The sequence below is a fragment of the Streptomyces sp. NPDC005728 genome, from assembly GCF_040630895.1.
GTDB lineage: Bacteria > Actinomycetota > Actinomycetes > Streptomycetales > Streptomycetaceae > Streptomyces.
In genome coordinates, this window is the sequence record NZ_JBEXYL010000114.1 from 1 (window position 1) to 24,022 (window position 24,022).

At 68.8% G+C, this 24,022-nt stretch carries 26 protein-coding genes and 3 pseudogenes; 14 read left to right on the plus strand and 15 right to left on the minus strand.

Annotated elements, in window-relative coordinates; translation table 11 throughout:
• Positions 1 to 94: 94 nt before the first annotated feature.
• Positions 95 to 292, plus strand: a pseudogene (locus tag ABZ471_RS41120) (transposase); the annotation flags it as partial.
• Positions 293 to 733: 441 nt separating this feature from the next.
• On the opposite strand, the gene ABZ471_RS41125 reads toward ABZ471_RS41120, so the two are convergent.
• From ABZ471_RS41125 to ABZ471_RS41135, 3 genes are all read right to left on the minus strand, one after another.
• The gene (locus ABZ471_RS41125) at positions 734 to 1,024 is read right to left on the minus strand and encodes a hypothetical protein (protein ID WP_359074031.1); all 291 of its coding nucleotides are present in this window, start codon (positions 1,022 to 1,024) and stop codon (positions 734 to 736) included.
• Positions 1,025 to 1,437: 413 nt separating this feature from the next.
• On the minus strand, positions 1,438 to 2,871 hold the full coding sequence (locus ABZ471_RS41130) for an NAD(P)/FAD-dependent oxidoreductase (RefSeq protein ID WP_359074033.1): 1,434 nt from the start codon (positions 2,869 to 2,871) through the stop codon (positions 1,438 to 1,440).
• 361 nt (positions 2,872 to 3,232) lie between these two features.
• Positions 3,233 to 3,703, minus strand: coding sequence for a VOC family protein (locus tag ABZ471_RS41135; protein ID WP_359074034.1), 471 nt, complete (start codon positions 3,701 to 3,703; stop codon positions 3,233 to 3,235).
• A 623-nt stretch (positions 3,704 to 4,326) separates the two neighbouring features.
• Here ABZ471_RS41135 and ABZ471_RS41140 point away from each other — a divergent pair.
• Both ABZ471_RS41140 and ABZ471_RS41145 read left to right on the plus strand, forming a co-directional pair.
• Entirely contained in the window at positions 4,327 to 5,226 is a 900-nt protein-coding gene (locus ABZ471_RS41140) for a helix-turn-helix transcriptional regulator (protein WP_359074035.1), read from the plus strand.
• A 644-nt stretch (positions 5,227 to 5,870) separates the two neighbouring features.
• Entirely contained in the window at positions 5,871 to 6,872 is a 1,002-nt protein-coding gene (locus tag ABZ471_RS41145) for an amidohydrolase family protein (protein ID WP_359074036.1), read from the plus strand.
• A 363-nt stretch (positions 6,873 to 7,235) separates the two neighbouring features.
• Here the strand turns inward: ABZ471_RS41145 and ABZ471_RS41150 are convergent, their stop codons facing one another.
• On the minus strand, positions 7,236 to 7,724 hold the full coding sequence (locus ABZ471_RS41150; RefSeq protein ID WP_359074038.1) for an SUKH-3 domain-containing protein: 489 nt from the start codon (positions 7,722 to 7,724) through the stop codon (positions 7,236 to 7,238).
• A 273-nt stretch (positions 7,725 to 7,997) separates the two neighbouring features.
• Between ABZ471_RS41150 and ABZ471_RS41155 the strand changes: the two genes are divergently transcribed.
• Genes ABZ471_RS41155 through ABZ471_RS41165 form a run of 3 tightly spaced genes read left to right on the plus strand, consistent with a single transcriptional unit; the run spans position 7,998 to position 9,401 of the window.
• The gene (locus ABZ471_RS41155) at positions 7,998 to 8,447 is read left to right on the plus strand and encodes a DUF3995 domain-containing protein (protein WP_359074039.1); all 450 of its coding nucleotides are present in this window, start codon (positions 7,998 to 8,000) and stop codon (positions 8,445 to 8,447) included.
• Positions 8,431 to 8,952, plus strand: a complete 522-nt coding sequence (locus tag ABZ471_RS41160) for an RNA polymerase sigma factor (RefSeq protein ID WP_359074041.1) — start codon at positions 8,431 to 8,433, stop codon at positions 8,950 to 8,952. The genes ABZ471_RS41155 and ABZ471_RS41160 overlap by 17 nt, the downstream gene beginning before the upstream one ends.
• A complete protein-coding gene (locus ABZ471_RS41165; RefSeq protein ID WP_359074042.1) occupies positions 8,949 to 9,401 on the plus strand; it encodes a hypothetical protein in 453 nt (150 codons plus the stop codon). The genes ABZ471_RS41160 and ABZ471_RS41165 overlap by 4 nt, the downstream gene beginning before the upstream one ends.
• Before the next feature lie 231 nt (positions 9,402 to 9,632).
• Here ABZ471_RS41165 and ABZ471_RS41170 read toward each other — a convergent pair whose 3' ends face one another.
• Both ABZ471_RS41170 and ABZ471_RS41175 read right to left on the minus strand, forming a co-directional pair.
• On the minus strand, positions 9,633 to 10,079 hold the full coding sequence (locus ABZ471_RS41170) for a CAP domain-containing protein (RefSeq protein WP_359074044.1): 447 nt from the start codon (positions 10,077 to 10,079) through the stop codon (positions 9,633 to 9,635).
• 1,041 nt (positions 10,080 to 11,120) lie between these two features.
• Complete coding sequence (locus ABZ471_RS41175) at positions 11,121 to 12,068, minus strand: hypothetical protein (RefSeq protein WP_359074046.1); 948 nt, start codon at positions 12,066 to 12,068, stop codon at positions 11,121 to 11,123.
• A 604-nt stretch (positions 12,069 to 12,672) separates the two neighbouring features.
• Here ABZ471_RS41175 and ABZ471_RS41180 point away from each other — a divergent pair.
• The 3 genes from ABZ471_RS41180 to ABZ471_RS41190 all read left to right on the plus strand — a co-directional run bounded on the left by ABZ471_RS41180 (position 12,673) and on the right by ABZ471_RS41190 (position 14,054).
• Positions 12,673 to 13,098, plus strand: coding sequence for a contact-dependent growth inhibition system immunity protein (locus ABZ471_RS41180; protein ID WP_359074048.1), 426 nt, complete (start codon positions 12,673 to 12,675; stop codon positions 13,096 to 13,098).
• Between the two features lie 134 nt (positions 13,099 to 13,232).
• A complete protein-coding gene (locus ABZ471_RS41185) occupies positions 13,233 to 13,637 on the plus strand; it encodes a hypothetical protein (protein ID WP_359074049.1) in 405 nt (134 codons plus the stop codon).
• A 114-nt stretch (positions 13,638 to 13,751) separates the two neighbouring features.
• Positions 13,752 to 14,054 carry a hypothetical protein gene (locus ABZ471_RS41190; RefSeq protein ID WP_359074051.1) on the plus strand — a complete coding sequence of 101 codons (303 nt, stop codon included), beginning with the start codon at positions 13,752 to 13,754 and terminating at the stop codon, positions 14,052 to 14,054.
• A 118-nt stretch (positions 14,055 to 14,172) separates the two neighbouring features.
• On the opposite strand, the gene ABZ471_RS41195 is transcribed toward ABZ471_RS41190, so the two are convergent.
• Entirely contained in the window at positions 14,173 to 15,153 is a 981-nt protein-coding gene (locus tag ABZ471_RS41195; RefSeq protein WP_359074052.1) for a zinc-binding dehydrogenase, read from the minus strand.
• 83 nt (positions 15,154 to 15,236) lie between these two features.
• Positions 15,237 to 15,821 (minus strand): helix-turn-helix domain-containing protein, encoded by a 585-nt coding sequence (locus tag ABZ471_RS41200; protein ID WP_359074054.1) that lies wholly within the window; start codon positions 15,819 to 15,821, stop codon positions 15,237 to 15,239.
• Positions 15,822 to 15,995: 174 nt separating this feature from the next.
• On the opposite strand from ABZ471_RS41200, the gene ABZ471_RS41205 reads away from it, so the two are divergent.
• On the plus strand, positions 15,996 to 16,502 hold the full coding sequence (locus tag ABZ471_RS41205; protein ID WP_359074056.1) for a TetR/AcrR family transcriptional regulator: 507 nt from the start codon (positions 15,996 to 15,998) through the stop codon (positions 16,500 to 16,502).
• A gap of 150 nt (positions 16,503 to 16,652) precedes the next feature.
• On the opposite strand, the gene ABZ471_RS41210 is transcribed toward ABZ471_RS41205, so the two are convergent.
• Together ABZ471_RS41210 and ABZ471_RS41215 are read right to left on the minus strand one after the other, a co-directional pair.
• Positions 16,653 to 17,078, minus strand: a complete 426-nt coding sequence (locus ABZ471_RS41210; RefSeq protein ID WP_359074058.1) for an SRPBCC family protein — start codon at positions 17,076 to 17,078, stop codon at positions 16,653 to 16,655.
• Positions 17,079 to 17,207: 129 nt separating this feature from the next.
• Positions 17,208 to 17,894: a TetR/AcrR family transcriptional regulator gene (locus ABZ471_RS41215; RefSeq protein ID WP_359074060.1), complete on the minus strand. Its 687-nt coding sequence runs from the start codon at positions 17,892 to 17,894 to the stop codon at positions 17,208 to 17,210.
• 196 nt (positions 17,895 to 18,090) lie between these two features.
• Between ABZ471_RS41215 and ABZ471_RS41220 the strand changes: the two genes are divergently transcribed.
• A complete protein-coding gene (locus ABZ471_RS41220; protein WP_359074062.1) occupies positions 18,091 to 18,954 on the plus strand; it encodes an SDR family oxidoreductase in 864 nt (287 codons plus the stop codon).
• A 98-nt stretch (positions 18,955 to 19,052) separates the two neighbouring features.
• On the opposite strand, the gene ABZ471_RS41225 is transcribed toward ABZ471_RS41220, so the two are convergent.
• Positions 19,053 to 19,697 carry an aldo/keto reductase gene (locus ABZ471_RS41225; RefSeq protein WP_359074070.1) on the minus strand — a complete coding sequence of 215 codons (645 nt, stop codon included), beginning with the start codon at positions 19,695 to 19,697 and terminating at the stop codon, positions 19,053 to 19,055.
• A gap of 122 nt (positions 19,698 to 19,819) precedes the next feature.
• Positions 19,820 to 19,978: pseudogene (locus ABZ471_RS41230) on the minus strand (aldo/keto reductase); the annotation flags it as partial.
• A 134-nt stretch (positions 19,979 to 20,112) separates the two neighbouring features.
• Between ABZ471_RS41230 and ABZ471_RS41235 the strand changes: the two are divergent.
• Positions 20,113 to 21,024, plus strand: coding sequence for a TauD/TfdA family dioxygenase (locus tag ABZ471_RS41235; RefSeq protein WP_359074063.1), 912 nt, complete (start codon positions 20,113 to 20,115; stop codon positions 21,022 to 21,024).
• Between the two features lie 509 nt (positions 21,025 to 21,533).
• Here the strand turns inward: ABZ471_RS41235 and ABZ471_RS41240 are convergent.
• Both ABZ471_RS41240 and ABZ471_RS41245 read right to left on the minus strand, forming a co-directional pair.
• Positions 21,534 to 22,376 (minus strand): hypothetical protein, encoded by an 843-nt coding sequence (locus ABZ471_RS41240; protein ID WP_359074064.1) that lies wholly within the window; start codon positions 22,374 to 22,376, stop codon positions 21,534 to 21,536.
• A gap of 271 nt (positions 22,377 to 22,647) precedes the next feature.
• Positions 22,648 to 23,088: a MarR family transcriptional regulator gene (locus tag ABZ471_RS41245; protein ID WP_359074066.1), complete on the minus strand. Its 441-nt coding sequence runs from the start codon at positions 23,086 to 23,088 to the stop codon at positions 22,648 to 22,650.
• A 98-nt stretch (positions 23,089 to 23,186) separates the two neighbouring features.
• On the opposite strand from ABZ471_RS41245, the gene ABZ471_RS41250 reads away from it, so the two are divergent.
• Positions 23,187 to 23,537, plus strand: coding sequence for a hypothetical protein (locus ABZ471_RS41250; protein ID WP_359074068.1), 351 nt, complete (start codon positions 23,187 to 23,189; stop codon positions 23,535 to 23,537).
• 141 nt (positions 23,538 to 23,678) lie between these two features.
• Here the strand turns inward: ABZ471_RS41250 and ABZ471_RS41255 are convergent, their stop codons facing one another.
• Complete coding sequence (locus ABZ471_RS41255) at positions 23,679 to 23,783, minus strand: DUF6221 family protein (RefSeq protein WP_359074069.1); 105 nt, start codon at positions 23,781 to 23,783, stop codon at positions 23,679 to 23,681.
• Between the two features lie 143 nt (positions 23,784 to 23,926).
• Between ABZ471_RS41255 and ABZ471_RS41260 the strand changes: the two are divergent.
• Positions 23,927 to 24,022, plus strand: a pseudogene (locus tag ABZ471_RS41260) (RNA-guided endonuclease TnpB family protein); the annotation flags it as partial.

The window sequence follows — 24,022 nt, forward strand, 5'->3', positions numbered from 1 at the left end:
CGGGCCGGCTACCGCCTCCTCCGCCACCGCATCCTGCTCAGCTGACACTCCCGCGGGCCCAACGATCAACGGCTACGAAAATCTTGGAAGACCCGACTGGCTGGTGTGCGTCGACTCCACCATCGTCCGCGCCCACCAGCACGCAGCAGGGGCCCGAAAAGGGGGGCTTCACGGCCCCGCCCTCGGACGCTCCCGAGGCGGCCTCACCAGCAAGATTCATCTCGCCTGCGATGCCTTCGGCCGCCCGCTCGGGTTCACCGGCACGGGCGGCAACGCCAACGACTGCACCCGGTTCACCGCTGTGATGGAAGCGATACGGTGCTCCGCATCGGCCCGGGGCGGCCCGCCCACGTCCTGGGCGACAAGGGCTACAGCTCCAAGGCCATCCGCACCTGGCTGCGACAGCGCGGCAGAGCAGGAGGGCGAGCAAACCCTGGACATCGCTTGGGACGCCTACGAGACCGCAACCCGCACAGAACTCCCCAGCGATGCCTTCACCAGCAACTACCCGGATCTCGATCCCGCCTGGGACTTCGACTTCGACGACCACAGCGAAGCCGCCGCCCGACTGCCCCGGATCGCGGCGCTCTACCCAGAGTGACCGGCCAACCAGGCGCCTGGGTGCGTCACGGCCCGGCCGTGATTCTGGACGACGGCCCGAGCAATTCACGGAACTCCGGGCAGAGCCAGATTCGCCTCGAGGACGTAGTCCCCGCGCCCGCGGGGACAGTCATTACCGATGACCGAGGTCCCCGTAGTGTGCGAACAGCGCCAGCTGATGTTGGATCCAGGGGTCGAACGCCAGCAGCTGGCCCTGTACCCAGGGGTCGAGGTGGTTCTTCACGACCTGGCCGTCGTCCAAGCCGATCGTGTCCGTGTCCGCGGTCACGACGACCCGGGCAGGAGTGAGCCCGCCATCGGGAAGAGTGGCCGCCGCCGCGGAGCCGCCGGTGGCGAGGAGTGTGCCTCCGACGAATGCCGCGGAAACGCTCGCGGTCGCGATACGACGCATGGGCTTCTTCATGGTCTTTCCTCCTTAGCAGTGTCCGCCGCTCCATGACTGCGACGGCGGACCTGCCTTTCTGTGGGCGCTGTCGAAGCTACGCCTCGAGATGTAGTTGAACAATAAATTACTGCGGTGAAGGAAATCACCCGAACATTGAGGAATAGGGGGGTGATGTCCTGAAGGGGTGCTGAGTGCGTCGTTCGATTGGCGCGCCTGCGGCAGGGTGCGCGGGTGGGCCGTAGATGCCCAGTACTCCCGGAGTGCCGGAGCCTTGGGCCCCGCCCCGTCTGTGCGACTCGCCATCGGGTCGGACTCGCCGACCGAAGAAGACTGCCGGCCACCGGGTGAGGAGGATCGCTCCTCACCCGCAGACAACCGAGTCACCCGGCTGAGGCCAGGGCCGACCGCCCCGCATGCCGGCCGGTGCATGCTCAGCCGCGGTACGTCTCCAGCAGCCGCAGCCAGACTTCGCCGAGGGTGGGGAAGGCGGGGACGGCGTGCCAGAGCCGGTCGAGGGGCACCTCGCCGGCGACCGCGATGGTGGCTGAGTGCACCAGTTCCCCGACGCCGGGGCCGGCGAAGGTGACGCCCACCACGGTGTTGCGGTCGGTGTCGATGAGCATGCGGGCCCGGCCGCGGTAGTCCTCGCCGTACTGGTGGGCGCCGGCGACGCGGGCGAGGTCGTAGTCGACGACCTCGATGCGGCGCCCGCTCTGCTCGGCCTCGCGGCTGGTCAGGCCGACGGAGGCGACCTCGGGGGTGGTGAAGACGACCTGGGGGACGGCCGCGTGGTCGGCGGTGGCGACATGCGCGCCCCAAGGGGCGTCGTCGATGGGCTCTCCCTTGGCGCGGGCGCCGATGACGGAGCCGGCGATCCGGGCCTGGTACTTGCCCTGATGCGTCATCAGGGCGCGGCGGTTGACGTCGCCGACGGCGTAGAGCCAGCTGCCGTCGACGCCGGTGACCCGGAAGGTGTCGTCGACGGTCAGCCAGTCGCCGGGGGTGAGACCGACGGTCTCCAGGCCGACGTCGCGGGTCTGCGGGGCGCGGCCGGTCGCCAGCAGGATCTCGTCCGCGGCCAGCTGCCCGCCGTCGGACAACGTGATCCGCACCTCGCCGTCCTCGCGGGCCATGCAGGTGACGGTGGTGTTGAAACGGATGTCGACGCCTGCTTCGCGCAGTCCGTCGGCGACCAGTTCGCCGGCGAACGGCTCCATCCGCTCGAGGAGCCCGTTCTCGAGGACCAGCATGGTCACCTGAGAGCCGAGGGCCTGCCAGGCGGTGGCCATCTCGACGGCCACCACACCACCGCCGACGACGGCGAGGCGGCCGGGCACCTTGGCGGCGCTGGTGGCCTCGCGGCTGGTCCAGGGGCGCACGGTGTCGAATCCGGGGATGGGGGGCAGGGCGGCGCGGGTGCCGGTGGAGACGGCGACGGCGTGCCGGGCGGTCAGGGTGATGATGTCGCCCTCAGGGGTCTGCACGGCCACCTGCTTGAGGCCGGTGAGGCGGCCGTGGCCGCGCATGAGGTCGACGGAGACCGAGTTCAGCCAGTCGACCTGGTCCTCGTCCTTCCAGTACGAGGACATCCTGTCGCGGTGCGCGAGGACCGCCTCGACGTCCAGTGGGCCGGCCGCCGCCGGGTTGAGTCCTGGTACGTGGCTCGCGTCGGCACGTGCCACCACCGGCCGCAGCAGCGCCTTGCTCGGGTCGCAGGCCCAGAACGAGCACTCGCCGCCGAGGAGTTCGCGCTCCACGATCACGGTACTGAGCCCTGCGGCGCGGGCGCGTTCGGCCACGTTCTCGCCGACCGGCCCTGCGCCGATGACGATCACGTCGTACGTGCGGGTTGTCTCGTTCCTCACTGCTGCGTTCCTCACTGTTTCGTTCCTCATTGCTTCCGTGATTCGGTCGGACACTCCGGCGGCCGCGGCCCATGGCCGGCCGCGTTTGCCGTTCCCCGCCACCGGACGGCACCAGGGCCGCCGCACCGCACGGGGTCGAGGGGGGACGGTCACGGGACGGGACGGTCCCGGCGGCAAAGCCGTCTCGCGGCGCTGGCTCGGCCGGCAGCCGGACCGCCGGGCGGCGGAAAGCACCCTTGCGCTCGCCCGGCGGTCCGGTGCCGGTCTTCGGTCCGGACCGCGAGAACCGCTGGGCCGGACCGGCTGCCATCCGGACCGGACACGGTCCGTTGCAGCCCATGGACGGTGGCTTGTGGGGTTGTCAGCGGCCGGGGAGGCGCTGCGAGACCTCCTGGAGCACCCAGCCGTTGCCGTCCGGGTCGCTGAAGGTGAGGAAGGAGCCGTAGGAGGCGCGCTCGGGGTGCAGGCCGGCCCGCCGCTCCTGGCCGGGGCCGCGGTGGGTGACGCCGCCGCCCTCGTGGCCGTGGAAGAGGCCGCCTGCGTCGTGGAAGATCTCGCTGACCTCGATGCCGCGGCCGGTGAGATCCGTGCGGGCCTCCTCGATGTCGGAGACGATGAGGTACAGGCCCTGGAACGAGCCGGGTGCGATGGGGGTCATCCCCTCGCCGAAGATGATCGAGCACTCGGAGCCGGGCGGAGTGAAGTGCACGACCCGGAAGTGCTCGCTGGCCGTGTAGTCGACGTCCAGGCGGAATCCGACCTTCTCGTAGAAGGCCTTGGCCCGGTCGATGTCGGAGACGGGCAGCACGATCATTTCGAGCTTCAGATTCATGGGGATGTCCTTGTTTCTTGACGTCGGTGGATTACGCCCGACGCGTCACCAGACCGTCGAACGGGGTTTCGCCTTGGTCGGCGAGTTCAGCGAGGCCTGCTTGTCCTGCGGGCCTTGTGCTGACCTGCAATCCAGAGAACCAGCCGGAAAGGCACCTGGGGGCGGCCAAGCAGGCCTACTTCGGCCATGGCCTACTGGTCCAGGTACTGGCAGGCCCCCTTTCCCCATCGCCGAGTAGCCGCCGATGCAGGCGTCGGGATAACGCAGCTTGATCCTCGTCGAGGCGGAAACGGCGAGAAGGTCGTCGACGCGGCCACGGGCCGACGTCCGGACGACAACAAGGCATTCGGATCCACCGCCGGCCCCGCCGTCGGCGAGTGCCATGCGCGCCCGTCACTTGGGCCCTGACGGGAGATGGTCTGCGGGCCAAGACTATATTCGGAAAGCGTCTGTTGGATCGACGTCGCTCGCTGGTCCGGCGGTAAGCGGGGCGGCTCCACTTCGCTATTTTAGGGCGACTGTTTCAGGGAATTCCCTTTTTCGCTGACAGGGAGTGGCTTATGCGGCCGCATTATTCCACTGTGCGTTTGCCGGGATGGCGCGTCGAGGGCTAGCCTCAATATATGGGCACGACGTCGTCCGGTTCACGTGACAACAAAGAGCTGAGCGATTTTCTGCGCTCGCGGCGCGCTCGGGTGACGCCTGAGCAGGTCGGGGTCACGCCCGGGGCGAGTCGCCGTGTTCCGGGACTCCGCCGTGAGGAGGTTGCACTCTTGGCCGGATTGAGCGTGGACTACTACATCCGTATGGAACGCGGACGGGTGGCCAACGCCTCGGAAGCGGTGTTGGAGGCTGTAGCCCGCGCTCTGCGGCTGGATGATGCCGAGCGTGCGCATCTGTTCAACCTTGCCAGACCGCAGTCCGTGGCCAGAGTGAGCCGGCCCGCCGTTCCATGGCGAGTGCGTCCGGGCGCGTACGCGCTGCTTGAGGTTCTCCGGGATACCCCTGCCATGATTCTGGACGGCCGCATGGACGTCCTTGCCCTTAATCGAATGGCTTGCGCGATATATGCCGACTTCGATGCCGTACCGGCCCGCGAGCGCAATTTGGCGCGATTTGTATTTCTCGACCCTGCGGCGCGTGAACTATTTATTGACTGGGACATGGCTGCCCGCATGGTCGTCACAGGTTTGCACCTGTATGCGGGTCGGCATCCGAACGATCCACAACTGACCGAGCTAATTGATCAGCTGTCGGCCGTAGACGAAGACTTTCGCCGATGGTGGGCCGCACACGATGTGGAGGAGTTCTCCCACGGCACCAGACGTTACCGGCACCCCCTGCTCGGCGAAGTCACCTTGAACTATGAGGCCCTTGTCTTTCCCGGTGACCCGGACCAGTGGTTGCTCGTGAGTACAGCTCAACCCGGCTCCCCGTCTTCCGAAGCCTTGCGGACACTCGCCGGCCGGATCGATGACCTGGACACCTCGGTACATGCAGGTTCCGTGGGCAGCCCCGAGTGACTGTCGGACCGTCCGCTCCAAGTCCACCGGGAAAGGGGTTGATGTCAGACGGTCTACCGACGCCCCGCATAGACCGCCATGCGGGATTCACATGGACCGGCCGCAATGCAGCATGGAGCCGCGCTCTCTCGTACCAACCTGCTGGGCTCCACTCCGGGCCCTCATCGAGGACCGGGGCTGGGCCGGCTCCAACGCCCCCACCAGGAGGCACTCATGGTTCCGCGTATCGTCCTCACGTGGGTCACCACAGCCCGCGGCGGGGCAGAGATCTCCGTCGCCGAGCTGGCCGGACATCTGGCGGGTCTGGTTCCCAGCGTCGATGTGGCGTGGTGGAGCGAGGGTGGCCCGAGCCGCCGGCCCCTGCGCCCTCGCCCGCCTCCACGAGGGGACCAACGGGATCGACTGTCAGCGGACGCTGTCACGTGTCTGCGCCCCGGCCGACGACAGCCCCGTCGTGGTGATCTCCAGCCATCGGACCTTGTCCTCCGATTGATCTTTCACAGCCAGGTGCAGGGCCGCTTGCTTGGACGACAGGCCGACACAGCCTCAGGGCCTGGTGATGGATCCCTCACGGATCCCTTGTGCGAAGGAGTGGACCCGGCACCTCACCAGGACTGATGGTGGGTGACATGGACGATCACCGCATGGAACCTGTCGACCCCGGCGGTTCCGCCGAGCCCACTCCCGCGCACGGCCTCACCTACGATGCCAGGTCGCCCGGCTCGAGCACGGCCACGGGGTTGGGACGGGCCGTGACTGACGTGCCTGTAGGCAAGGAGGCCTATGAGGTCCGCCGTTTCTGGGGTCGGCTCGGTCTTCCCGGACTGGTCGACGTCCACACCCACTTCATGCCCGAGCGCGTCCTGCACAAGGTCTGGGACTACTTCGATGCGCTCGGACCGCTGACCGGTGGGCTGGAGTGGCCGATCACCTACCGGAAAGAGGAGGCGGAACGGACGGCACTGCTCCGGGAGTTCGGCGTGCGGTCCTTCACTGCGATGCTCTACCCGCACAAGCCTGGCATGGCCAGGTGGCTGAACGGCTGGGCGGCCGACTTCGCCCGCCGGACCCCAGACTGTCTGCACACCGCCACCCTCTACCCCGAGCCGGGCGTTGAGGCATACGTCCAGGAAGCCGTCGAGGCGGGCGCGCGCGTCTTCAAGGCGCATGTGCAGGTGGGGGAGTACGACCCGGCCAACGAACTTCTCCAGCGGGCATGGGGGTTGCTGGCCGAGGCCGGGACACCCGTGGTGATCCACTGCGGCTCCGGGCCCGCGCCCGGCAAGTACACCGGCCCCGGGCCGATCGCGCAGGTCCTGGCGCGGCACCCCCGGCTGCGGCTCGTCGTCGCGCATCTGGGGATGCCCGAGTACGAGGACTTTCTCGGCCTCGCCGAGGGGTATCGGGAAGTGCGGCTGGACACGACGATGGCGTTCACCGACTTTGCCGAGGGGTTCATGCCGTTCCCCCAGCGGGCCCTGCCCCGGCTGTCCGACCTCGGAGACCGCATCCTGCTCGGCTCCGACTTCCCTAACATCCCCTATCCCTACGTGCACCAACTCAACGCCCTGGAGCGGCTGGGTCTCGGCGAGGAGTGGCTGCGGGCGGTGTGCCACGACAATGCGGCAGGGCTGTTCGGGCTGTGAGATCTGTTCGTGAATTGCACCGTCAGGGCCTGTGTTGAGCTGCCCCGGGACGCAGCACGACCTGTTGGGATGTGGTGAGCTGGCGTGGCATCCCCGCGGAGGTCCGGGCAAGTGGATGCTCGTGGCGCCATGGGTCGAGGTGCCTCAGCACATGCTCGGCCGGCCGGTGACAGCCGCCTTGCCGGTTGGGGCCGTCGCGGCGGTGACAACACACATCCGGGTGCGGAAGAAGGCGGTTCCGCCGCACATCTGGAACGCCCTGCAGGACTTCCTCGACGGTCGGACGATCGGTCCGTTGTTCACCACCGCCTCCGGCCGCCGACTCGATCCACCCGCACGTGATGAAGCACAGCACGGAGTTACTCACAGACAGTCGGTGAGCCAGTCTGCCCGCTCCGTACGATCGGCGCCGGCATCGCCATCCACTACGTAGGCCAGCGCCTCTGCGAACGTTGCACCCAGGTGCCAGAGGACATTCGGTCCTACGGCAATGACGCGCCCGCTTGCTGCAATGTATGACCTGTACTGGACCGACCACATGCCCAGAGGGCCGTAGTTCTCTGCGTATCCACGTCTCAGTCTGGACGCTTCCGCGACTGCGTCGATGCAGGCGTCAACGGGGTCTATGTGCAGTGACGAGCCGGGGACGCGGGCCGGGGAACTCGTGATCCTCAGCCCGCCGAACTCCGCCCAGACCCTGGGCGCCGCGTCGTTGAGCTCGAACCCCGCCGCTGTCAGTTGCTGTGTCCAGTCCGCAGTGGCGATCCGGCGACCCGCTGTCCACCCGGCAACGCTGAGCGCGTACAGCACCGAGGGCCCGCAGCCCCTCAGTGACTCACTGATGCGTTCCATGCGCCTCCCCGTACCCTCAACCGCTCCTGGTCACCGAAGTCTGCCGCACATCTCTGACCAACAGCAGGACTGGCTGAGCGAAACGTTGACGGCAGCCTCAGCCCTGCTGTTGACGCGCTTGATCGCCGAGGCACAGGAAGCCTGCTCGGCAGCCGGGGCCTGGGTGGGCATCGCTCGCCCGCCGCCGAAGAATTCCCGCGTCCCGAGGGAACGTTTCGCGCGGGCGGTTCCTCTGTAGGGCGACGGATTCCCATGGTTGCCGCAGGAGGACGCATGCCGCACCAGCCCGATAATCCCGCCCCGACCCGCGCCGCCGCGCTCGTCGCCTCGGTGCTCACCGCGGATGGCCTGCTCCATCTGTACTGGACGACGGGAGCCACATGGCCCGCGGCCGACGACAGGAGCCTGTCCGACGCGGTTCTCGGGACGGACGTGCCGTTCACACCACCGATCCTGCTTCCTCTTGTCGCTCTGCTCCTCACGGCCGCTGTCTTTGTCCTCGCCTGCTCTCGCCGGCCCCGTCCGGTGCTATTCCGCGTCGGCACCCTGGCCGTGGCCGCGGGCCTCTCGCTGCGCGCTTTGGCGGGGATCTACTGGCTGTTCGCCAAGGAGACCGGCACCGCCTTCTACTTGCTCAACCTCCTTCTCTACACCCCGCTGTGCGCCGTCCTGTCCGTTGCCGCTCTGCGCGTGGCGCGGTGGAAGGATGCGGCGCGTGCCTGATGAACGCCCCGAGGACCGGACGCCCCGGCTCGTGCGAGCCGCCCAGCGTGGCGACACGCTCGCCATGGCCGAACTCCTGGACGTCCTCGCCCCGTACGTGGGCCGCGTCTGCGCGCCCATAGCCCTGGACCAGGGAGCGGACGCTGCGCAGGAGGCCCTGGTGGCGGTCTTCAAGTCGCTGCGCAGCCTGAAGGACCCGGCCGCACTGCACGGCTGGGTCCGTGCCATCGCCGTACGGGAGGCGATCCGCACCGCGCACCGCACCGCCCGCACCGTACCGGCCGATCTCAGCGCGCTCCCCGCCCGCGGCGACCCCCAACTCTCCGCCGACATCAGGGACGTACTGGACCGGCTCTCCCCCGAGCACCGCGCGGTGCTGATGCTGCGCGACGTCGAGGGCCTGGACGAGCGCACCGCCGCCGCCCTGCTCGGCGTGCGCACGGGCACCGTCAAGTCGCGGCTGCACCGGGCCCGCGACACTTTCCGGAAGGCGTGGACGTCATGAACGAGCCCTGGCCCAGCACCGACCTCGACCCCGTGCGCCGCCTGCACGCCTTGGCCGGCGGCATTCCCGGCGCCCACGTGACCGAGGCGCACATCGACGCTCCCTTCGAACAGGTCTGGGCGCTGCTGGGCGACCTGGAGGGCACCTTCGGGCAGGTCGTGCCCGACATGCAGCGGCTGCGCGTCGTCCGTCGGCAGGGCGAGCGTGTCGAGGCGCTGGCGCGCAGCAGGTACGGGATGAGGGCACGACTGCGCGGGGTGCAGCGGCCCGGATGGTGCTGGCTGCAGAGCCGGTTCCTGCTGGTCGGCGTGGCGGCGGCGCCAGAAGGCCCAGGTACTCGGGTGGCGTTCACCGGTGGCGTGCGGCTGCCGGCCCATGCCGCCCTGATCCCCCTGGGCGTACGTCGTGAGGGCAGCCGCAGCGTTCAGCGCCTGACGGCCCTGCTGTGACCGGGAAGGCACCGGCTCCGGGCGCCGGAGCCGGTCCACGACTCGAAGCCGACGCGTCGGCCAGTCCTCGCCGCCCAGTACCAGCCCGTGAAGGGAGGCTGACCACGCGACCAGTGCTGGACGCCGGCGGACGGTGACCGGTCCTGGTGGCCAATGCTGTCCACATGAGCGGACGAGGCACGGCTGAGGCCGGCGGCGGCGGAGTGCGGGAAGCCCGGGTGTGCTGGTTTGTCACCGCTGACAGTTCCCGAAGGTGACGACGTACGTTCCGGCTCCGTCCGCGCCTGTTCCGGCCGGGTCGGCCGCACCGGCCTGAGCCCAGCGCCCGATCTCAAGCAGTCCGGGGTCGAGGATGTTCGCCCGGTGGGGCGGTGAGTTCATCCACCACTCGACGGCGGCGTTTGGCGTACCGCTGCCGCCCCAGCCGGTGTAGGTGATCTCGGCGACCCGCCAGGACACGGGGTTCGGGCAGTAGCCGGCTCCCAGCATGCGGCTCTGCGGTGTCGAGCCCGTCTGCGGGTTGGTGTGCGAGTCCTTGCCCGGTCCCCACCACTGCTGCTGCACGGCCGCGGAGGAGTGCTGGAGAGCCGCCGTCGTCAGGTTCTCGTTGTAGGTCAGGGCTGGAAGACCGTGTTGCGCGCGCTGGCCGTTGATGAGGCAGACGACCGCTTTCCTCACCTCACGGTTGCGGCGGTCGGCACGGTGGGAATGGCTGTGGCTCGGAGTGCGAGCGGAGGCTACGCACTCCTCGGCCCAGGCCGGCGACGCGGTGAACGGTACGAGTGTCGTCGACAGGGCTCCGGCCACTACCAGGCCCACTGCGGTTCCGGTAAGTGAGGCCCGGTTTCTCATGGAAGTTCCACCTCCCGCGATCACGAACAATGGTGTCGCTCGGTGTGAGGGGCTCCCCGAAACTTGGATCCACCTCTCAGACTGCCATCCGGCTCCTCTGATCGCTATCCGGTGCGGGGGCGGACCAGGAGACCCGGCCCGGCCCGGCCTGGCCCGGCCCGCCTGCGGTTGCGTGTAGGCCGGCGACGCGCCCACGCCGCATGGCGTCGAAGGCACGAAGCCAGTGGCAGCTGAGCCCGGTCCTGGCTCAATCCGCCGCTGCTTGCTGACCCCTGGCTGCGCCCGTACACCCTGACCAAGGCGCAGCGCGACGCGCAGACCGAAGCCATGAAGGCATTCCACGAGTACGTACCCGTACGGGATCGGTACTGGGCCACCCGGTGGGGCCGCGAAGACAACCCCCCGAAGTCCTGACGGCAAAGCGCCCGCGCCAGCTCCAGCGGGCGGGCGCCACTGGCCGGAGTGGTGCAGTGTGAACGGCCCTGTCAGTTGCGTACGTCCAGAACGGGCGAGAAGATCCGGCCCTGTCAGGACGGCGTCTCAACCGTCCACCGGTCGGGACCCACCCCGCACCAGTACCGCCCTGCCGCAGTCGACCGCCTGACCGATCCCGGCCTCATTTCGGCGTAACGCGCACTTCCCCGGCGGGGGTTGGGGATTCCGTGAGAGAGAACACCGGCCCCGCCAAGGGCACTGAGGGGTTTGTCTACCAGTGCCGCCCACCGCTGCCGAACGTCATCCTGGATCTGGTTGCCAGCCTGGTCCGCGGTCACCTGAGGAAGACAGCCACGGACGCGCCGCTTGACCGGTGTCGCCGGGGCGCGACGGATCGCGGACGACCCTTCAGCGGTGCGGGCCGAGCCCCTCTCAGTTGGGCAGTTCGACGTTCCACGTGTGGTTGCCCGCCGAGTTGACAGTGATCTGCGCCGACGCGTCGGGGTTTTGGGGGTCAAACACCGACTCCACCCGGTGGACCATTTCGTCACTGGTCCAGAACGGTTCGCTCTTGGTGAACCGGCCGCCCAGCTTGCGGCGGACCTTCCAGCGGAACCTGACCTCGTAGGAGCAGAGCCAGTAGCCGTTGGTCATCCTCATGTTGCCCGAGAATCCGGGACTGTCGTTGAAGGAGATGCGATCGGCCTCGTTGACGATGGTTCCGTCGTCGCTGTTGTAGGACGGACGGAAGGGACCGTCCACGACCCACGGGCGCTTGGACTTCTTGGGACGGTAGTTCACTGCGTCCGGCGCGATCTGACGGTTTTCGTCGGTGACCTCCTGCCAGAAGTCGTATGCGTCCTCCGCCCGCGTCGTCATCCCGTCCGCCCGCCGCAGCGTCGCCTCCTGTTCGAAGCCGATCTCCTGGTTGCCGGCGAGCGACTGTTTTCCGGGGCCGACGTAACGGGAGGTGAACTGGAGGGTGGGATTGCCGATCTCCTCCGTTTCCTCCGCCTTCTCCTTGCCCTTCACCGACGTCCCGGCCTTTCCGCTGCGCGTGGCCCTGGTCGCCTGCTGATCCTTCTCGACGCGCTGCTGTTGCCGCGGCGGGCTGTCGCCCCGCTCGACGCCGGACTCATCCTGGGTTCGCTTCGAACGCGTCCCCGGCGCGGCCCAGGGGATCTTCGGCCCCGCCCCTCCGATCTCCCCGACCATCCGGCTCACCGCCGCGTTGCCCGCCGTGCGCTGGAGGGCGATCGCGTGGGCAGGCGTCATCGGGCCGTGGCCCGGCGCGAAACGGTGCTCGCGCGCGCTGTCCTCGGGCGGCCGGATCAGGTGTCCGGCGGCCTCGACCCTTTCCCGCCCCTCACGCACACGCACAGCAGACGTTCCCCTCGTATCGGCGGCGCACCTGTGGCCCGGCGACTCAGCAGCTCATCGGAACACGGTTCACGCGACGGTAGACGGCAGGCGAGCGGCGCTTCAAGAGCACCCGTGCACACGGCGGGGCAACGGCAGTGGCCGCCGAGGGCAGCCGTGCTCCGCTCTTTCGTGCAGCCGGGGACGGGAGCGGGACCGGAGCGTGGACGCCGCGGCCCTGGACTCCGCGCGCCGTCCGGCGCCTCCACTGTGGGCCCTCACTCTCGGCCAACGGGCTGCCGTATGGGATGGCGGCACTATCGTGCTGGGACCGCTCCACGTAGAGGAGGCCAGCTGTTTCCGCCTGATGGCAGTCCGATCTCGCAGGCGTTGCGGCGGTGGGCGTAGTGACAAGTGCCGGCGAGGACGAGTTCTCAGCCGTGAGGTGGGACCGACATCACCGCGGCGAGGTGTGGATCGCCTGACGTGAGACTTCGGAATGTCCGCGCGCACGGGCAAATTCCTGGCTCCGCTCGCGGAATCTGCCTGTGAAGGCGAGAACCTCCTGCGCTTGCCGATCGTCGGGTGGAGACGACTGCCGATCGAGGGCTGAGAATGAACCCCCATGGACCATCTGCTGCACCTCGACCGCACGCTCGACGAACTGGATCCGCCTTGCTGGATGCCTCCGGCCGCCGACGCGACCCACTTGGTCAGCAAGGTGCATCGGTTGCGGTGCGTTCCGCTGAGCGAACTCAGCCCGGGGGATCTACTCACACTCGTCTCGCAGCAGGTGGCCCTGCCGTACGTCCTTCCCCTCGCAGTGCGCTTGCTACTCGAGGATCCGCTCCTGGACGCGTACTTCTACGAGGGGGACCTGCTGCTCGCCGCCGTCGAAGCCCCGGCCTCCGCCTGGGATCTGCTGCCGGACCTCGGCGCGCGGCTGCGCACCGAGATCACGACCCTGTCGGAGGCAGCGGTCGCCGACCTGCCTCGCAGCGCCGCCGAGGAGCTCGCCCGCTTCGTCGCGCAGTCCGAGTCACCTCGCTGACCTGATGAGGAAGCAGGTGAAGGAAATTGCTGCGGGCAGGTGGCGGATACATACCTGTTCTGCGGCGTCGTCGCCAGCGATCGGTGGTCATGCACAACAGTGGGAGGGGTAGGGGCGGGCTGCTGCTACCTGGCATGAGCCGCTGGGCGTCGGTGGTCGCTGAACTGCTCGCTCCCGCTGGGTGCCTGTACCTTGCGGAGTTCCATCCCGTCAGCTTCGCCCTCGACGACGAGACCGGAAGCACGGTCACGCACGACTACTTCGATGAAGGTCCGGAAGCCTCGGGAGGCCCCGGTACCTACGCCGATGAGGCGGCGACGACCGAGGACAACGAGACCGTCGAGTGGCGGCACAGCCTGTCGACCGTTGTCTCGGCGATCGCCGGAGCTCGGCTACGGATCCAGTCTCTCCACGAGCACGACCACACCTTCTACCTCCAACGCCAGTCGCTTGAGCGCCACGACGGCGACATCGACCGGCATCCCGAGGGCGCTCCCCGCATTCCCCTCACCTACTCGATCCGCGCCGAGAAGGCTTGAGCCACCCGATCCAGCGCGGATCGGATTTGCGGTCCCCCGGGCTCGAACGGATGTGAAGCCCCTGGTAGGGCAAGCCTCTCTCACAAGATCGTCCACTGAGCCGGAGGCTTCACCTTGGTCATCTATGCTGCCGCGCTCGACGTTCCGCGCCACGTCGTCGAGTACCTGTCCCGTCTGCTGGCCGCGCACCGACGGCGCCTCGGCACCCCGCGCGGCAGCCGCGCGCTCGGCCCGTTCCGCCAGGCCGTGCTGGTCCTGCGCCGGTTCCGCGAACGCGGCTGCGTACACTGCCTGGCCCGAGACGCCGGTGTCTGCCGGGCCATTGGTCGGCGCTACCTCCACGAAGGCATCGACGTCCTCGCCGACCAGGCCCGGACCTGCAGCAGGTCCTGGGCCGCTGCCGACGCGAGGGCATGACCCACGTGATCCTCGACGGCACGGCAAAGCCGACCCGTCTGCGGCTTCAAGGTGCCGGTGGGCTGGCTTGTTCACGACGGCCGGACACCCTGGGGGTTTCGGCGGATGGGTGAGGTTCTCAGCTGATGGTGACGGTCATCTTGCCGAGCGTCTCACCGGCCTCCATGGCCCGGTGGGCTTCGATGATCTCGTCGAACCGGAAGACTCGTGCGGGCCTTGCCGGGATTGCGCCTGACTCGACCTTGGCGTAGATCGCGTCCAGTGGAACGTCTGCGAGCGGAAATTCGGGGCTGCCCAGGACAAAGGCGCTGCCGAAGAAGCTGAGCTGCACCCCGGTGGGGAGATCGGTGATCGGGTCGAAGTCCCGCACCGGCTCGAAGCCGCCGAGGAACCCGAGTTGGCATACCCGTCCGCGGGGGCGGACCGTGGCCAGGGAGTCGCGCAGGACGTTGTTGCCGACGATGTCGAACACCGCGTCAACGGTGATCTTCCGCGTGCTCACCTGCACAGCCAGATGACCGTCGTCGATGAGGACCTCCTCAGCTCCGAGTTCCTTCAGCAACGGCGCGTGCGCGGGATTGCGGGTGGTCGCGAGTACTGTCGCGCCGTGGTCGACGGCGAGGTTGACGGCGGCCTGGCCGAGGGAGGAGGTCGCTCCCCGCACCAGAACCCGCTCTCCGGGCCGCAGGTCCAAGTTGCCGAACAGCCCGTTCCACGCTGTCGCGTAGACCTCGGGAACCGCCGCCAGCTCGGCCCACCCCAGTGATGAGCGCACCGGGGCCACATTGGTCGCCGGTACTGTCACCAGTTCGGCATAGCTGCCGTTGCGGGTCCGGCCCATGCCGCCGAGGATCGCCACGACTCGGGTCCCGACGGGAAGTTGGCCTGTGGGGTCGGCCTCGACCACTCCGGTGCACTCGATCCCCGGGACGGCCGCGACTTCGCCCCAGGCGCCTGCGCGCATGTATGCCTCGGCGTGGTTGAGGCCGAATGCCTTGACCCGGATCAGTACGTCTCCCCCTGCGGGCACGGGGTCGGGCAGGTCGGTGATGCTGAGAACCTCGGGACCGCCGTAGGCGGAGATGACGATGGCCTTCATGATCAGGCTCCGTTCTTGAATTGTTGTTCAACTATTGGCTCTGAAAAAGAGCCACCGCATGCGGTGGCCCCTGGGTCCAGTCGTCAGGCGAGGGCGGCGAAGGCGTTGTCCGCGATTGCGCGCAGGACCGTCTCGTCGGGATTCGCCTTCCCTATGACCATCAACCCCTGGCACGTCGCGACCAGCAGCCTGGCACTGCCGACCGGATCCACCGAGGCGCGCACCTCGCCGCCGCTGCGGGCGTTCCGCAGAGCTGTGACCATGCACCGCTCCAGACGGGCCAGATGGCCGCGCACGACTGCGGCAGCTTCGTCGTCCTCGGCCGCATTCTCGATCGCGGTATTCACCAGCAGACAGCCCTGTCGGCCCTCCGGGCTGAGTAGATCGCGCACCAGCCCGTCGAAGTACCCGCGGAGCTCGGCCAGCGAGGCCCCCGGTGCTTCCAGCTCGCCCAGCTTCTGGGGAACGACCAACTTGGAGTAGCGCTCCAGCGACTTCAGGAACAGTGCGCGCTTGCCACCGGGGAATGCACTGTAGAGACTGCCGGGCTTCACCCCGGTCGCCTTCACCAGATCCTCGATGGACGTGGCCCGGTAGCCGCGCAGCCAGAACCGCAGCATGGCCTGGTCCAGCACGGCGTCGGGCTCGAACTCTCGAGGTCTGGGCATGGGATGAACATACATGAGCGACCATTCAAGAACAAGCCGGCCCGCGTCGCCCCTGCCAACGGAACGCGTCGCAACGTCATTCGAGATGGCGGAGTGTCACGCCGTCAGTGGAGGCAGGTGATGCCGCACGCCGGCTGACTGGATCGTGCCTCCGACGCTGCAGTCCCGGCTCATTTGCCCGAGATCGCCCGGGCGGCCGAGGTCTCCGAGGTCACCGCCTACCGGCACTTCCCTGACCTCCCGTCCCTGATCAGTGAGGCGCTGGCCGGGGCCCGGCCCCCGCCCGCCGACGCGCTCGGACCGGTCGCGCACTCCTGGGACCCCGTCGAACGCGTCGCCTTCGCCCGTGAGTTCCTGCTTCGCGGGATACTCGTCCGCCAAGGCGCGGTCCGCGCCGTGATCGCCGCCACCATCACCCGGCCCCGGTCGCCGTCAGGGAGACCCGGAATCCGTTTCGGTCTCATCGACCACGCGCTCGCGACCCTCCAGGGGACACTGGGGGCGACCGATCCGGGAGCTTTTGCCCAGCTCGAGTGGGATCTCGCGGTCACCGTGAGCGCCGAGGCCCTGTTCTCTCTCACCGACGTGTGCGGCCTCACCCCTGACGAGGCCGTCGACAGCGCCGTACGAACCGCGACCACGCTCACCGAAGCGGCGGTCCGCGCGGGCACGCACGAGTAGAGCCCCGTCCGGCCCCGCCGAGACCCCCCGTCGGCGAGATCGTCGTCTACGGGCTCGACAAGCCGGTGGCGGTGCGGGTCCTCCTCCCCGGGGACACCGAGCGGGGCGGAACGGTGCGTCCGCAGACCGCGCTTGCCGTGATTCTGCTGCTCACCCGCGTTCTACGTACTCCTTGAAGTGCTCCAGATCGCTACGTACGAGTCGTTGGATCGCGTTCGTCTGGGCGAACCCCTTCGGCCCGCCGAAAGCGTCCCGGACGATGTCGGGGTCGTACTCCAGCCGTGCCTGGATCCGGGTGTGATTCTGGTCGATCGGCTGGAGCGAGAAGGAACCCGTCAGCTCGGGGGCGCTCGTGGTGAGCCACTCCATCACGCGCTCCCCACGGTCGGAAACCTCAGCCTCGACCTCCCGGTCCCGGCCACCTGCCGCGACCTCCAGATGCGCTCGGCCCCCCGCCTCCCTACGCGCACCCCGCACTCCTTCCATGAAGCGCGGATAATTCTCCACCCGGTGAAGGGTCTCCCAGGCCGTATCGACCGGGACTCCGACGTCGACGTGCAGTTCGAGGGTGCTCATGGCTGACCTCCGTGTGCGGCTCACGCCCCATGGCCTCCTGCTTCCAGTGTGCGCCCCGCAGGACCCACACACGCCCCCGGGCTCCTGACCCGGCGCGTCCTGGGCCAACCCCGTCGCGGCGGTGCTGGATCAGCGCTGCAGCCACTCGTCGAGAAGCGCGGCCTCGGCTTTGCTGAGACCGGGCAGTTCGGGCAGGAGGGTGCGGAAGGCCGCAACGACGGCCGCCGGGTCCTGGGTGGGGACAACGGGCTCATCCGTGAGGATGGCGCGAGCGATCGCGTCGAAGGCGGCGTCGGCCAGGTGCGGGTCGCTTTGCCCTGGTGGCAGGGTCAGCAGAGTGTGGACGGTTCCGATCCCGGCCGAGCGGATCAGGTTGACGGCGCGTTCCTCGCTCACCCGAAGCCGCCCGGCGGCGGCGATTCTGTGCACACGCTCGGCGAGGATCAGCACACCCTTGACCTGTGCCGGCGTGTCGCGTGCGCGAGCCGGGTCGAGCAACAGGCCGTAGACGTAGGGGTTGGCCAGGCCGAAGCCGATCTGCGTGTTCCAGCCGGCGCGGAGGTCTTCCACAGGATCGTCCGAGGGCGCGGTGGTCTGCTTGCTCGCCACATGTTCGGCGAAGACACGCTCCACGGCGGCATCCAGCAGGTCGTCCTTGTCCTGGAAGAAGCGGTAGAGGGCAGGAGGCTGCAGCCCGGCCTCGTGGGCCACGCGCCGCGTGGTCACCGCGGTCGGCCCTTGCTCGCACAGCAGGTCGGCCGCAACCTTCACGATGCGGTCCCGGGTGATGTCTCGCCGCTGCGTGTTCGGTGCCATGGGGACGATGGTATCGCCCATGCGTGACAAGTGATGTTATCGCTGATATCGCCGGCCTCACGCTGGTGATCTTCCCGAATTTGCTGCCCTCTTCGGCCGATCTTCCGATGGGCTCCGGTGTGTTTGAATCCAATGGAAGTATCAGTGGTACCGTCAATTTCGTTCCGTTGGAAACGTCGTCAGACTGGAGCCATCGATGCTGATCGTCACGGGAGCCACGGGCCACCTCGGGTCGCTGATCGTCAACCGCCTGCTGGAGCGGGTACCGGCTGACAGGATCGGCGTCAGCGTGCGCGACGTGAGCAAGGCCGCCGACCTCGCCGAGCGCGGCGTCCGAGTCCGAGCGGGAGACTTCACCGAACCCGACGGTCTGAAGCAAGCCTTCGAAGGTGCCGAGCGCGTCCTGGTCGTCTCCGCGGCCATTCGCGGCGGCGGCGCGTTGACCGCCAACACCGCCGCCATCGACGCAGCACGGGAAGCGGGCGCCCAACGCATCCTGTACACCAGCCACCAGGCCGCCTCACCCGTGTCGCTCTTCCCGCCGCAGAAGGTCCACGCGGCCACCGAGGAGCACCTCAAGCGGCAACCAGTCCCCTACACCGCTCTTCGCAACGGGTTCTATGCCTCCACCTTGGGCTACTACATCGGCGCGGCGCTGGAGACCGGCACGCTCGTCGTGCCGCAGGACGGCCCGGTGTCCTGGACGGCCCACGAGGACCTGGCGGAAGCCGCGTCCTTCGCCCTGACCGAGGACGGTGCGCTCGAAGGGGTCACGCCGCCGCTGACAGCCCCCCGCACGCTGGACTTCGCCGACGTTGCCGAAATCCTCAGCCGCATCACGGGCCGGACCATCACCCGAGTCGTCATGGACGACGACGAGTGGACATCCGTGGCAGTCGCCGGCGGGATGCCGCGGACTGCTGCGGAGTTCTCCTTGACGATGTTCGCGGCATCGCGAAATGGTGAGTTCAACGCCACCGACCCCACGCTGGAAGCCACCATCGGTCACCCCGCGAGGACCGTCCACGAGGTCGTGGAGGCCGCGTTGCGCTCCCGGTGAACCGACCCGCCCGTGGGCCTTGCGGGTCGCCAACTCCGCGCCGCGACCCGCCAGGAACCGTGACGGCAGTCGTCTCCTTCTTCTTGCTCGAGTCTTTCCTATTGCTCGAGTCGGGACAGATCTGGTGCGCGTTCGCCGGCGGCTTCCGGGATCGACCTGGTGATCAGCTGCAGGTGCTCGGTACTGAGGGTGATCGCAACCGCCCCGGCGTTTTCGTCGAGATGTGTGCGGCGGCGCATGCCCGGCAGGGGGATGACGCCCCGTTGGGCCAGGAGCCAGGCCAGGGTGAGTTGTGCCGGGGTGCAGCCGACGGCGGTGGCGAGGGCCCGTACGCGCTGGACCAGGCGGAGGTTGGCCCCCAGGTTCGCTCCGCGGAAGCGGGGCTGATCGTGGCGGATGTCGTCGTCGGCGAGGGCATCCACGGACGTGAGCTTTCCCGCGAGGAGGCCGCGGCCGAGTGGTGCGTACGCCACCAGCGCGACGCCAAGCTCCCGGGCGGCAGGAAGGATCTCCCGCTCCAGGCCGCGTGTCCACAGTGAGTACTCGCTCTGCAGCGCGGCGACCGGCGCCGCCGCGCACGCCCGACGCAGAGTGTCGGCGCTCACCTCCGACAGGCCGATGTGGCGGACCTTGCCCTCGGCCACCAGCTCGCCCATGGCACCGACGGTGTCCTCGACGGGGACGGAAGGGTTGCGCCGGTGAAGGTAGTAGAGGTCGAGATGGTCGACTCCGAGCCGGCGCAGCGACGCCTCGCAGGCCCTCTTCGCGTACGCGGGCGTGGGTCGACCCGGCGTGCCCGGCGGTCTTGGGACCGTACGACGCCGAACTTGGAGGCCAGGAACACTTCGTTGCGACGCCCGGCGATGGCCCGCCCCACCAACCTCTCGTTGATGTGGGGGCCGTACATGTCGGCGGTGTCGAGGAAGGTGATGCCTCGGTCGAGTGCATGTTGGATCGTCGCGACCGACTCCTTCTCGTCGGCGGGGCCGTAGAAGTCGGACATACCCATGCAGCCCAGGCCCATCGCCGACACCACGGGACCACCACGTCCCAGTTGTTTGAGCAGCACTCGCCCCTCCTCGGCGTGGTCTTCCCCGCGTCATCTCCGACTCCTACCCTGACAGGGACAGTTGGCCTGCAAATGGAAGGAGGCCGTCGATGCCCCGGGAGGCCGTGAACGGCTGGACGCGGCAGACCTTCGCCTCCTCCGGTGCCTTCCGCCTCCCGTACGGACCTGACCACGCTCTCCTGGCCCGCCGGATACGCGCCGAACTGCTCGAAGGCCCCGGCTTCACCGTGGTGACGGGCACACCCGCCGGCACCATGAGCACCACGGCTGCCCAGGAGTTCGCCGTAGCGATGCTCCGTCACCTCGGAGAAGCGCTTCCGCAGGGCCGGGGTCCGGACACCGCCCTCGGATGGCTGGTCCGGGACGAGGGCGTCTCGGCGTACACCGACGACCGCCGCTTCCACGAGAACGCCTACACGTCCAGATCACGCGGCTACCTGCACCTGCACAACGACCGCGCAGTCCAGCCCTTCGGCCACCTGCCCGACTGCATTGCCCTGCTCACCCATCGAAAGGCGGCACAGGGCGGCGCCTCCGTCCTGATGGATGGCTGGACGGTCCACCGCATCCTCCGTGAGGAGTCACCGCGCGCCTTGGACCTGCTCGGCGCTCCCTACGCCATCGACCGTCGCCATGTCACGCCTCCGGGCGCGGACCCTGTGGTGCGCACCCCGGTGTTCGAGCAGGCTGACGGCCGCGTCCACCTCCGATGCAATCTCAAGCGCATCGAGACCGCCGCCGAACTGACCGGCGACCCCCTGCCACCCGACCGGCGCGCTGCCCTCGAAACCCTGCGGCAGGTGCTGGGGCGCCGTGAACTGAAGGTCACGATCCCGCTGGAGGACGGCGACTGCCTGGTCATCGACGACCGCCGGGTGCTGCACGGTCGTACCTCCTATGAGGACCCCAGTGACGCCGACCGCCGTCGCTGCCTCGTGCGGGTCATGCTGCGGTTGAAGGCAGCGGCCACTTCGGTGTCCGGCGGCCTGGAAGACGAGTGACGATGCGGGGCCATTCTGCTCCTCGATCACGTGGGTGAGGCCGCCGCCACCTGACCGGCCGGAACGAATCCACCCCGGGCGTCGTCCGCCCCGCCTCCCGCAGCCGCTCGACGCTGATCCCGGCGGTGACACCCCGCGGACGTCCCGGGCGCCAGTGCCCGCCGGTGTCGGCTGCCGGTCCCGGACGGGCACTCCTCCGGGCTCGGCGGCTCGAGTTGGCATCGGTTGCCAGTGAGCAGTCCGACGAGGTGAGTCCCGAGCCTGAGGAACGTTGGCATGGCACGTGGGGCGGACCCCCGGGCCGCCGCTTCCCGCGGTGTTCCGCAGCGCGGTCCGGTATCGCTGTGGTGAAGGCCGCACGCGCTGCAAAACACCGAGGCCTGCATCGGGGAACCGACGAAATATGATGCTCGGGGTGACGGAATACGCGGGCGCAAGGTCAGTCGCCTGGGCGGCTGCCGCGTATCGGTCGGTGTTCGTGGGACGCACGGTGATGCGTCGGCACCCCGCTAGCCGAGCTTCTGCAGCACCTCGGCGATGTTGGCCCGGTACGTCCGCAGTGCCTGCAGTCCGCCGGCGTAGCGGTCGCGGTGCCGTGTGATGTCCACGGCCTGCTTCTGCGCCCGTACAGCGTGCCAGAGCTCGGCCGTATGGTGGCGGCGCTTGCACGTGACGTCCGCGACGGCGGTGGCCCGCTCCCGCTGCGTATGCCGGGTGTTGCCGTCACCGGCCCGCTGCCAGGCGTCGTCCGTGTACGCCGCGACGGGGTCGGGATAGCGGGTGAATCCTTGTTCTGCCACACAGCGGGACCACACATCCCAGGCCGCGTGGAGGCGCGGGTCGCGCTTGACCGCCTTGTCGACCTCGATCGCCCGTGTGCTTGCGTAGAGCCAGTCCCGCCTGAGGTCGATGCCGCGCATCAGCCGCCGATTCGCCTCGGCGTTGCAGGCGGGCAGGTCCGCGTACTCGGCGTAAGTCATCCGGCGGCCCTTCGGCCTGAGGGCCAGAGGCTTTGCCGGGTCCCAGCCGTAGCCCCAGCGGCGGGCGGTGGCGAGATCCAGGGCGCCGTAGTCGGTGCTGACCGCGGTGGCGACGACGGGGTCGCTGGGGTAGCGGGGGTCGAGCGGGAAGTCCGGGTGGCCCCGCTCCGCCATGCACTGACGGATCAGCAACGCTGATGCCCGCTGCGATCGCTGGTAGTCGTGCGGCGTGTAGTCGTAGCGGTCGGCCGGGAGGGGGCCGAGGTCGGACGCCGTGCGGATGACCTCCGGGCGTTCTGGACCGGAGGCGCAGATCGCCGCCAGTAACGCCACCCCCGCCACGGCACCCGGCCGCCACCCCCGCCTCGTCATGCGACAGGATGCTAGCGGGCGGCGTGTAGCGGTCGGCCGTGGCCCCCCGCGACTCACCCACGCATGCCTGGACTCCAAAGTCACAGCACTCCAGACCGAAGTACCGCCCCGAGATCAGGGGGAGCCTCGCGGGCTTGGAAGTCGCACAGATAGGTGATCGTCAGCGGCGTCGTTCGGGGCGGTTGTCCCAACGGGCGAGCCGGACAGAGGCGTTGTGCCAGGCGTGGGTCGGCTGGAAATGCCGGCGCCGACCCGCTGTGCCCGGTGTGGGTCACTTCGCCATGAGGCCAGTCGCGATGGCGATCCGGCCCAGGGTCTGGCGCAGGGCCGCCGCCTCGGCGGGGTCGATCGCGCTCAGCAGCTCCTCGTCGTTCTGCCGCGCCAGCGAGAGCGTCTGACGCCGCAGTTCCCGGCCGGCCGGCGTCAGCTCGATGAGCTGGCGCCGACGGTCGGCGGTGTCGCGTACCCGTCGTACGGCATCGAGTTCCTCGAGTTCGTCGAGCATGTCGACGACCACGCTCGCGGTCACCCCGACGGCCTTGGCCAGTTCCAGCTGCGCCCGTGGCCCGCCGGACAGGAGCTCCAGGACGGCGCAGTGCCGGGGGCGCAGGCCGAGCGGAGCCAGCCGATCCGCGAACCGCCCGTTCGCCTGCTGGCCCAGCTTGCCCAACAGGAAGCCCACCGTGTTGGTCAAAGACTCTTCCGCCGTCACCCCGGCAACGTTAGCCTAGCCATATGATTCGGCATCCGAATGATATGGCTCCCTCACTAAATGCTCGCCGGTTCGGCGCGCTTGTCGCACTCCTCACCGTGGTCACGTCCGGCTACTTCGCGGTGTCCAGCCTGGTGGACCCGGGTGGGCTGGTGCATGGCGGCGACCGGTCCGCGTCCAGGACCTACGCCGCCTACATGGCGGCCCGCAGCGTCGTGCTGCTCGGCGGAATGCTCTGGCTGCTGGCCGTACGCGCCTGGAAGCCACTGGGCCTGCTTCTCGCATTGAACGGCACGGTTCAGATCGCCGACGCGGTGATCGGCGCGGCCCACCATCAGATCCCTCAGACGATCGGCCCCCTGGTGTTCGCCGCCGCCCTGCTGCCAGCGGCCCGGCTACTCGGCGGCCTCACCCCGACCCCAGGACGGATCCGACCGACCTCACAATGAGGCCGATCACCGATGCAATGTCATCGCCCCAGGCCGACTGGGCGCACCAGCTCACCCCCCTTGACTCGCGTCGCACGGTACCGGCCGATGACGAGACCACCCAGTGAATTCTGACAGCCAGGGGATGTCTCTTTGGTGGTCCTACGGACGCCACTCCTGGCGGTAGTGGGAGTGCTCGGCGTACGACTGCGCGAGCACCCTGAGCGCGTACGCGAGACCTGCGTGGCGTGCATCCGCCGGATCCATCCGTTGATCTTGCGTGGGTATCCCCGGCTTCAGCCGGGGAGGGAGACGCATCCTCGAACCGGAGGCGCGCAGCGCCGGGGTTCGCTGCGGTGTCAGTGGCCTGCTCTATGTTGATCGCACAGGAGCCGAAGGGGGTGGGCTGGATGATCCGTGCGTACAAGTTCCTCATGCGGCCCACCGTGGGCCAGCAGGGTGCGCTCGCCGGGATGCTGCGTGATCACTGTTCGCTCTACAACGGA

Bases quoted from the DNA above. Each gene is read 5' to 3' on its own strand.
- ABZ471_RS41140 (WP_359074035.1), top strand. From the start codon at position 4,327: ATGGGCACGACGTCGTCCGGTTCACGTGACAACAAAGAGCTGAGCGAT.
- ABZ471_RS41210 (WP_359074058.1), bottom strand. From the start codon at position 17,078: ATGAGCACCCTCGAACTGCACGTCGACGTCGGAGTCCCGGTCGATACG.
- ABZ471_RS41135 (WP_359074034.1), bottom strand. From the start codon at position 3,703: ATGAATCTGAAGCTCGAAATGATCGTGCTGCCCGTCTCCGACATCGAC.
- ABZ471_RS41195 (WP_359074052.1), bottom strand. From the start codon at position 15,153: ATGAAGGCCATCGTCATCTCCGCCTACGGCGGTCCCGAGGTTCTCAGC.
- ABZ471_RS41240 (WP_359074064.1), bottom strand. From the start codon at position 22,376: ATGACGAGGCGGGGGTGGCGGCCGGGTGCCGTGGCGGGGGTGGCGTTA.
- ABZ471_RS41220 (WP_359074062.1), top strand. From the start codon at position 18,091: ATGCTGATCGTCACGGGAGCCACGGGCCACCTCGGGTCGCTGATCGTC.
- ABZ471_RS41155 (WP_359074039.1), top strand. From the start codon at position 7,998: ATGCCGCACCAGCCCGATAATCCCGCCCCGACCCGCGCCGCCGCGCTC.
- ABZ471_RS41145 (WP_359074036.1), top strand. From the start codon at position 5,871: ATGGAACCTGTCGACCCCGGCGGTTCCGCCGAGCCCACTCCCGCGCAC.
- ABZ471_RS41185 (WP_359074049.1), top strand. From the start codon at position 13,233: ATGAGCCGCTGGGCGTCGGTGGTCGCTGAACTGCTCGCTCCCGCTGGG.
- ABZ471_RS41125 (WP_359074031.1), bottom strand. From the start codon at position 1,024: ATGAAGAAGCCCATGCGTCGTATCGCGACCGCGAGCGTTTCCGCGGCA.
- ABZ471_RS41150 (WP_359074038.1), bottom strand. From the start codon at position 7,724: ATGGAACGCATCAGTGAGTCACTGAGGGGCTGCGGGCCCTCGGTGCTG.
- ABZ471_RS41160 (WP_359074041.1), top strand. From the start codon at position 8,431: ATGCGGCGCGTGCCTGATGAACGCCCCGAGGACCGGACGCCCCGGCTC.
- ABZ471_RS41235 (WP_359074063.1), top strand. From the start codon at position 20,113: ATGCCCCGGGAGGCCGTGAACGGCTGGACGCGGCAGACCTTCGCCTCC.
- ABZ471_RS41180 (WP_359074048.1), top strand. From the start codon at position 12,673: ATGGACCATCTGCTGCACCTCGACCGCACGCTCGACGAACTGGATCCG.
- ABZ471_RS41200 (WP_359074054.1), bottom strand. From the start codon at position 15,821: ATGCCCAGACCTCGAGAGTTCGAGCCCGACGCCGTGCTGGACCAGGCC.
- ABZ471_RS41255 (WP_359074069.1), bottom strand. From the start codon at position 23,783: ATGGATCCGGCGGATGCACGCCACGCAGGTCTCGCGTACGCGCTCAGG.
- ABZ471_RS41165 (WP_359074042.1), top strand. From the start codon at position 8,949: ATGAACGAGCCCTGGCCCAGCACCGACCTCGACCCCGTGCGCCGCCTG.
- ABZ471_RS41215 (WP_359074060.1), bottom strand. From the start codon at position 17,894: ATGGCACCGAACACGCAGCGGCGAGACATCACCCGGGACCGCATCGTG.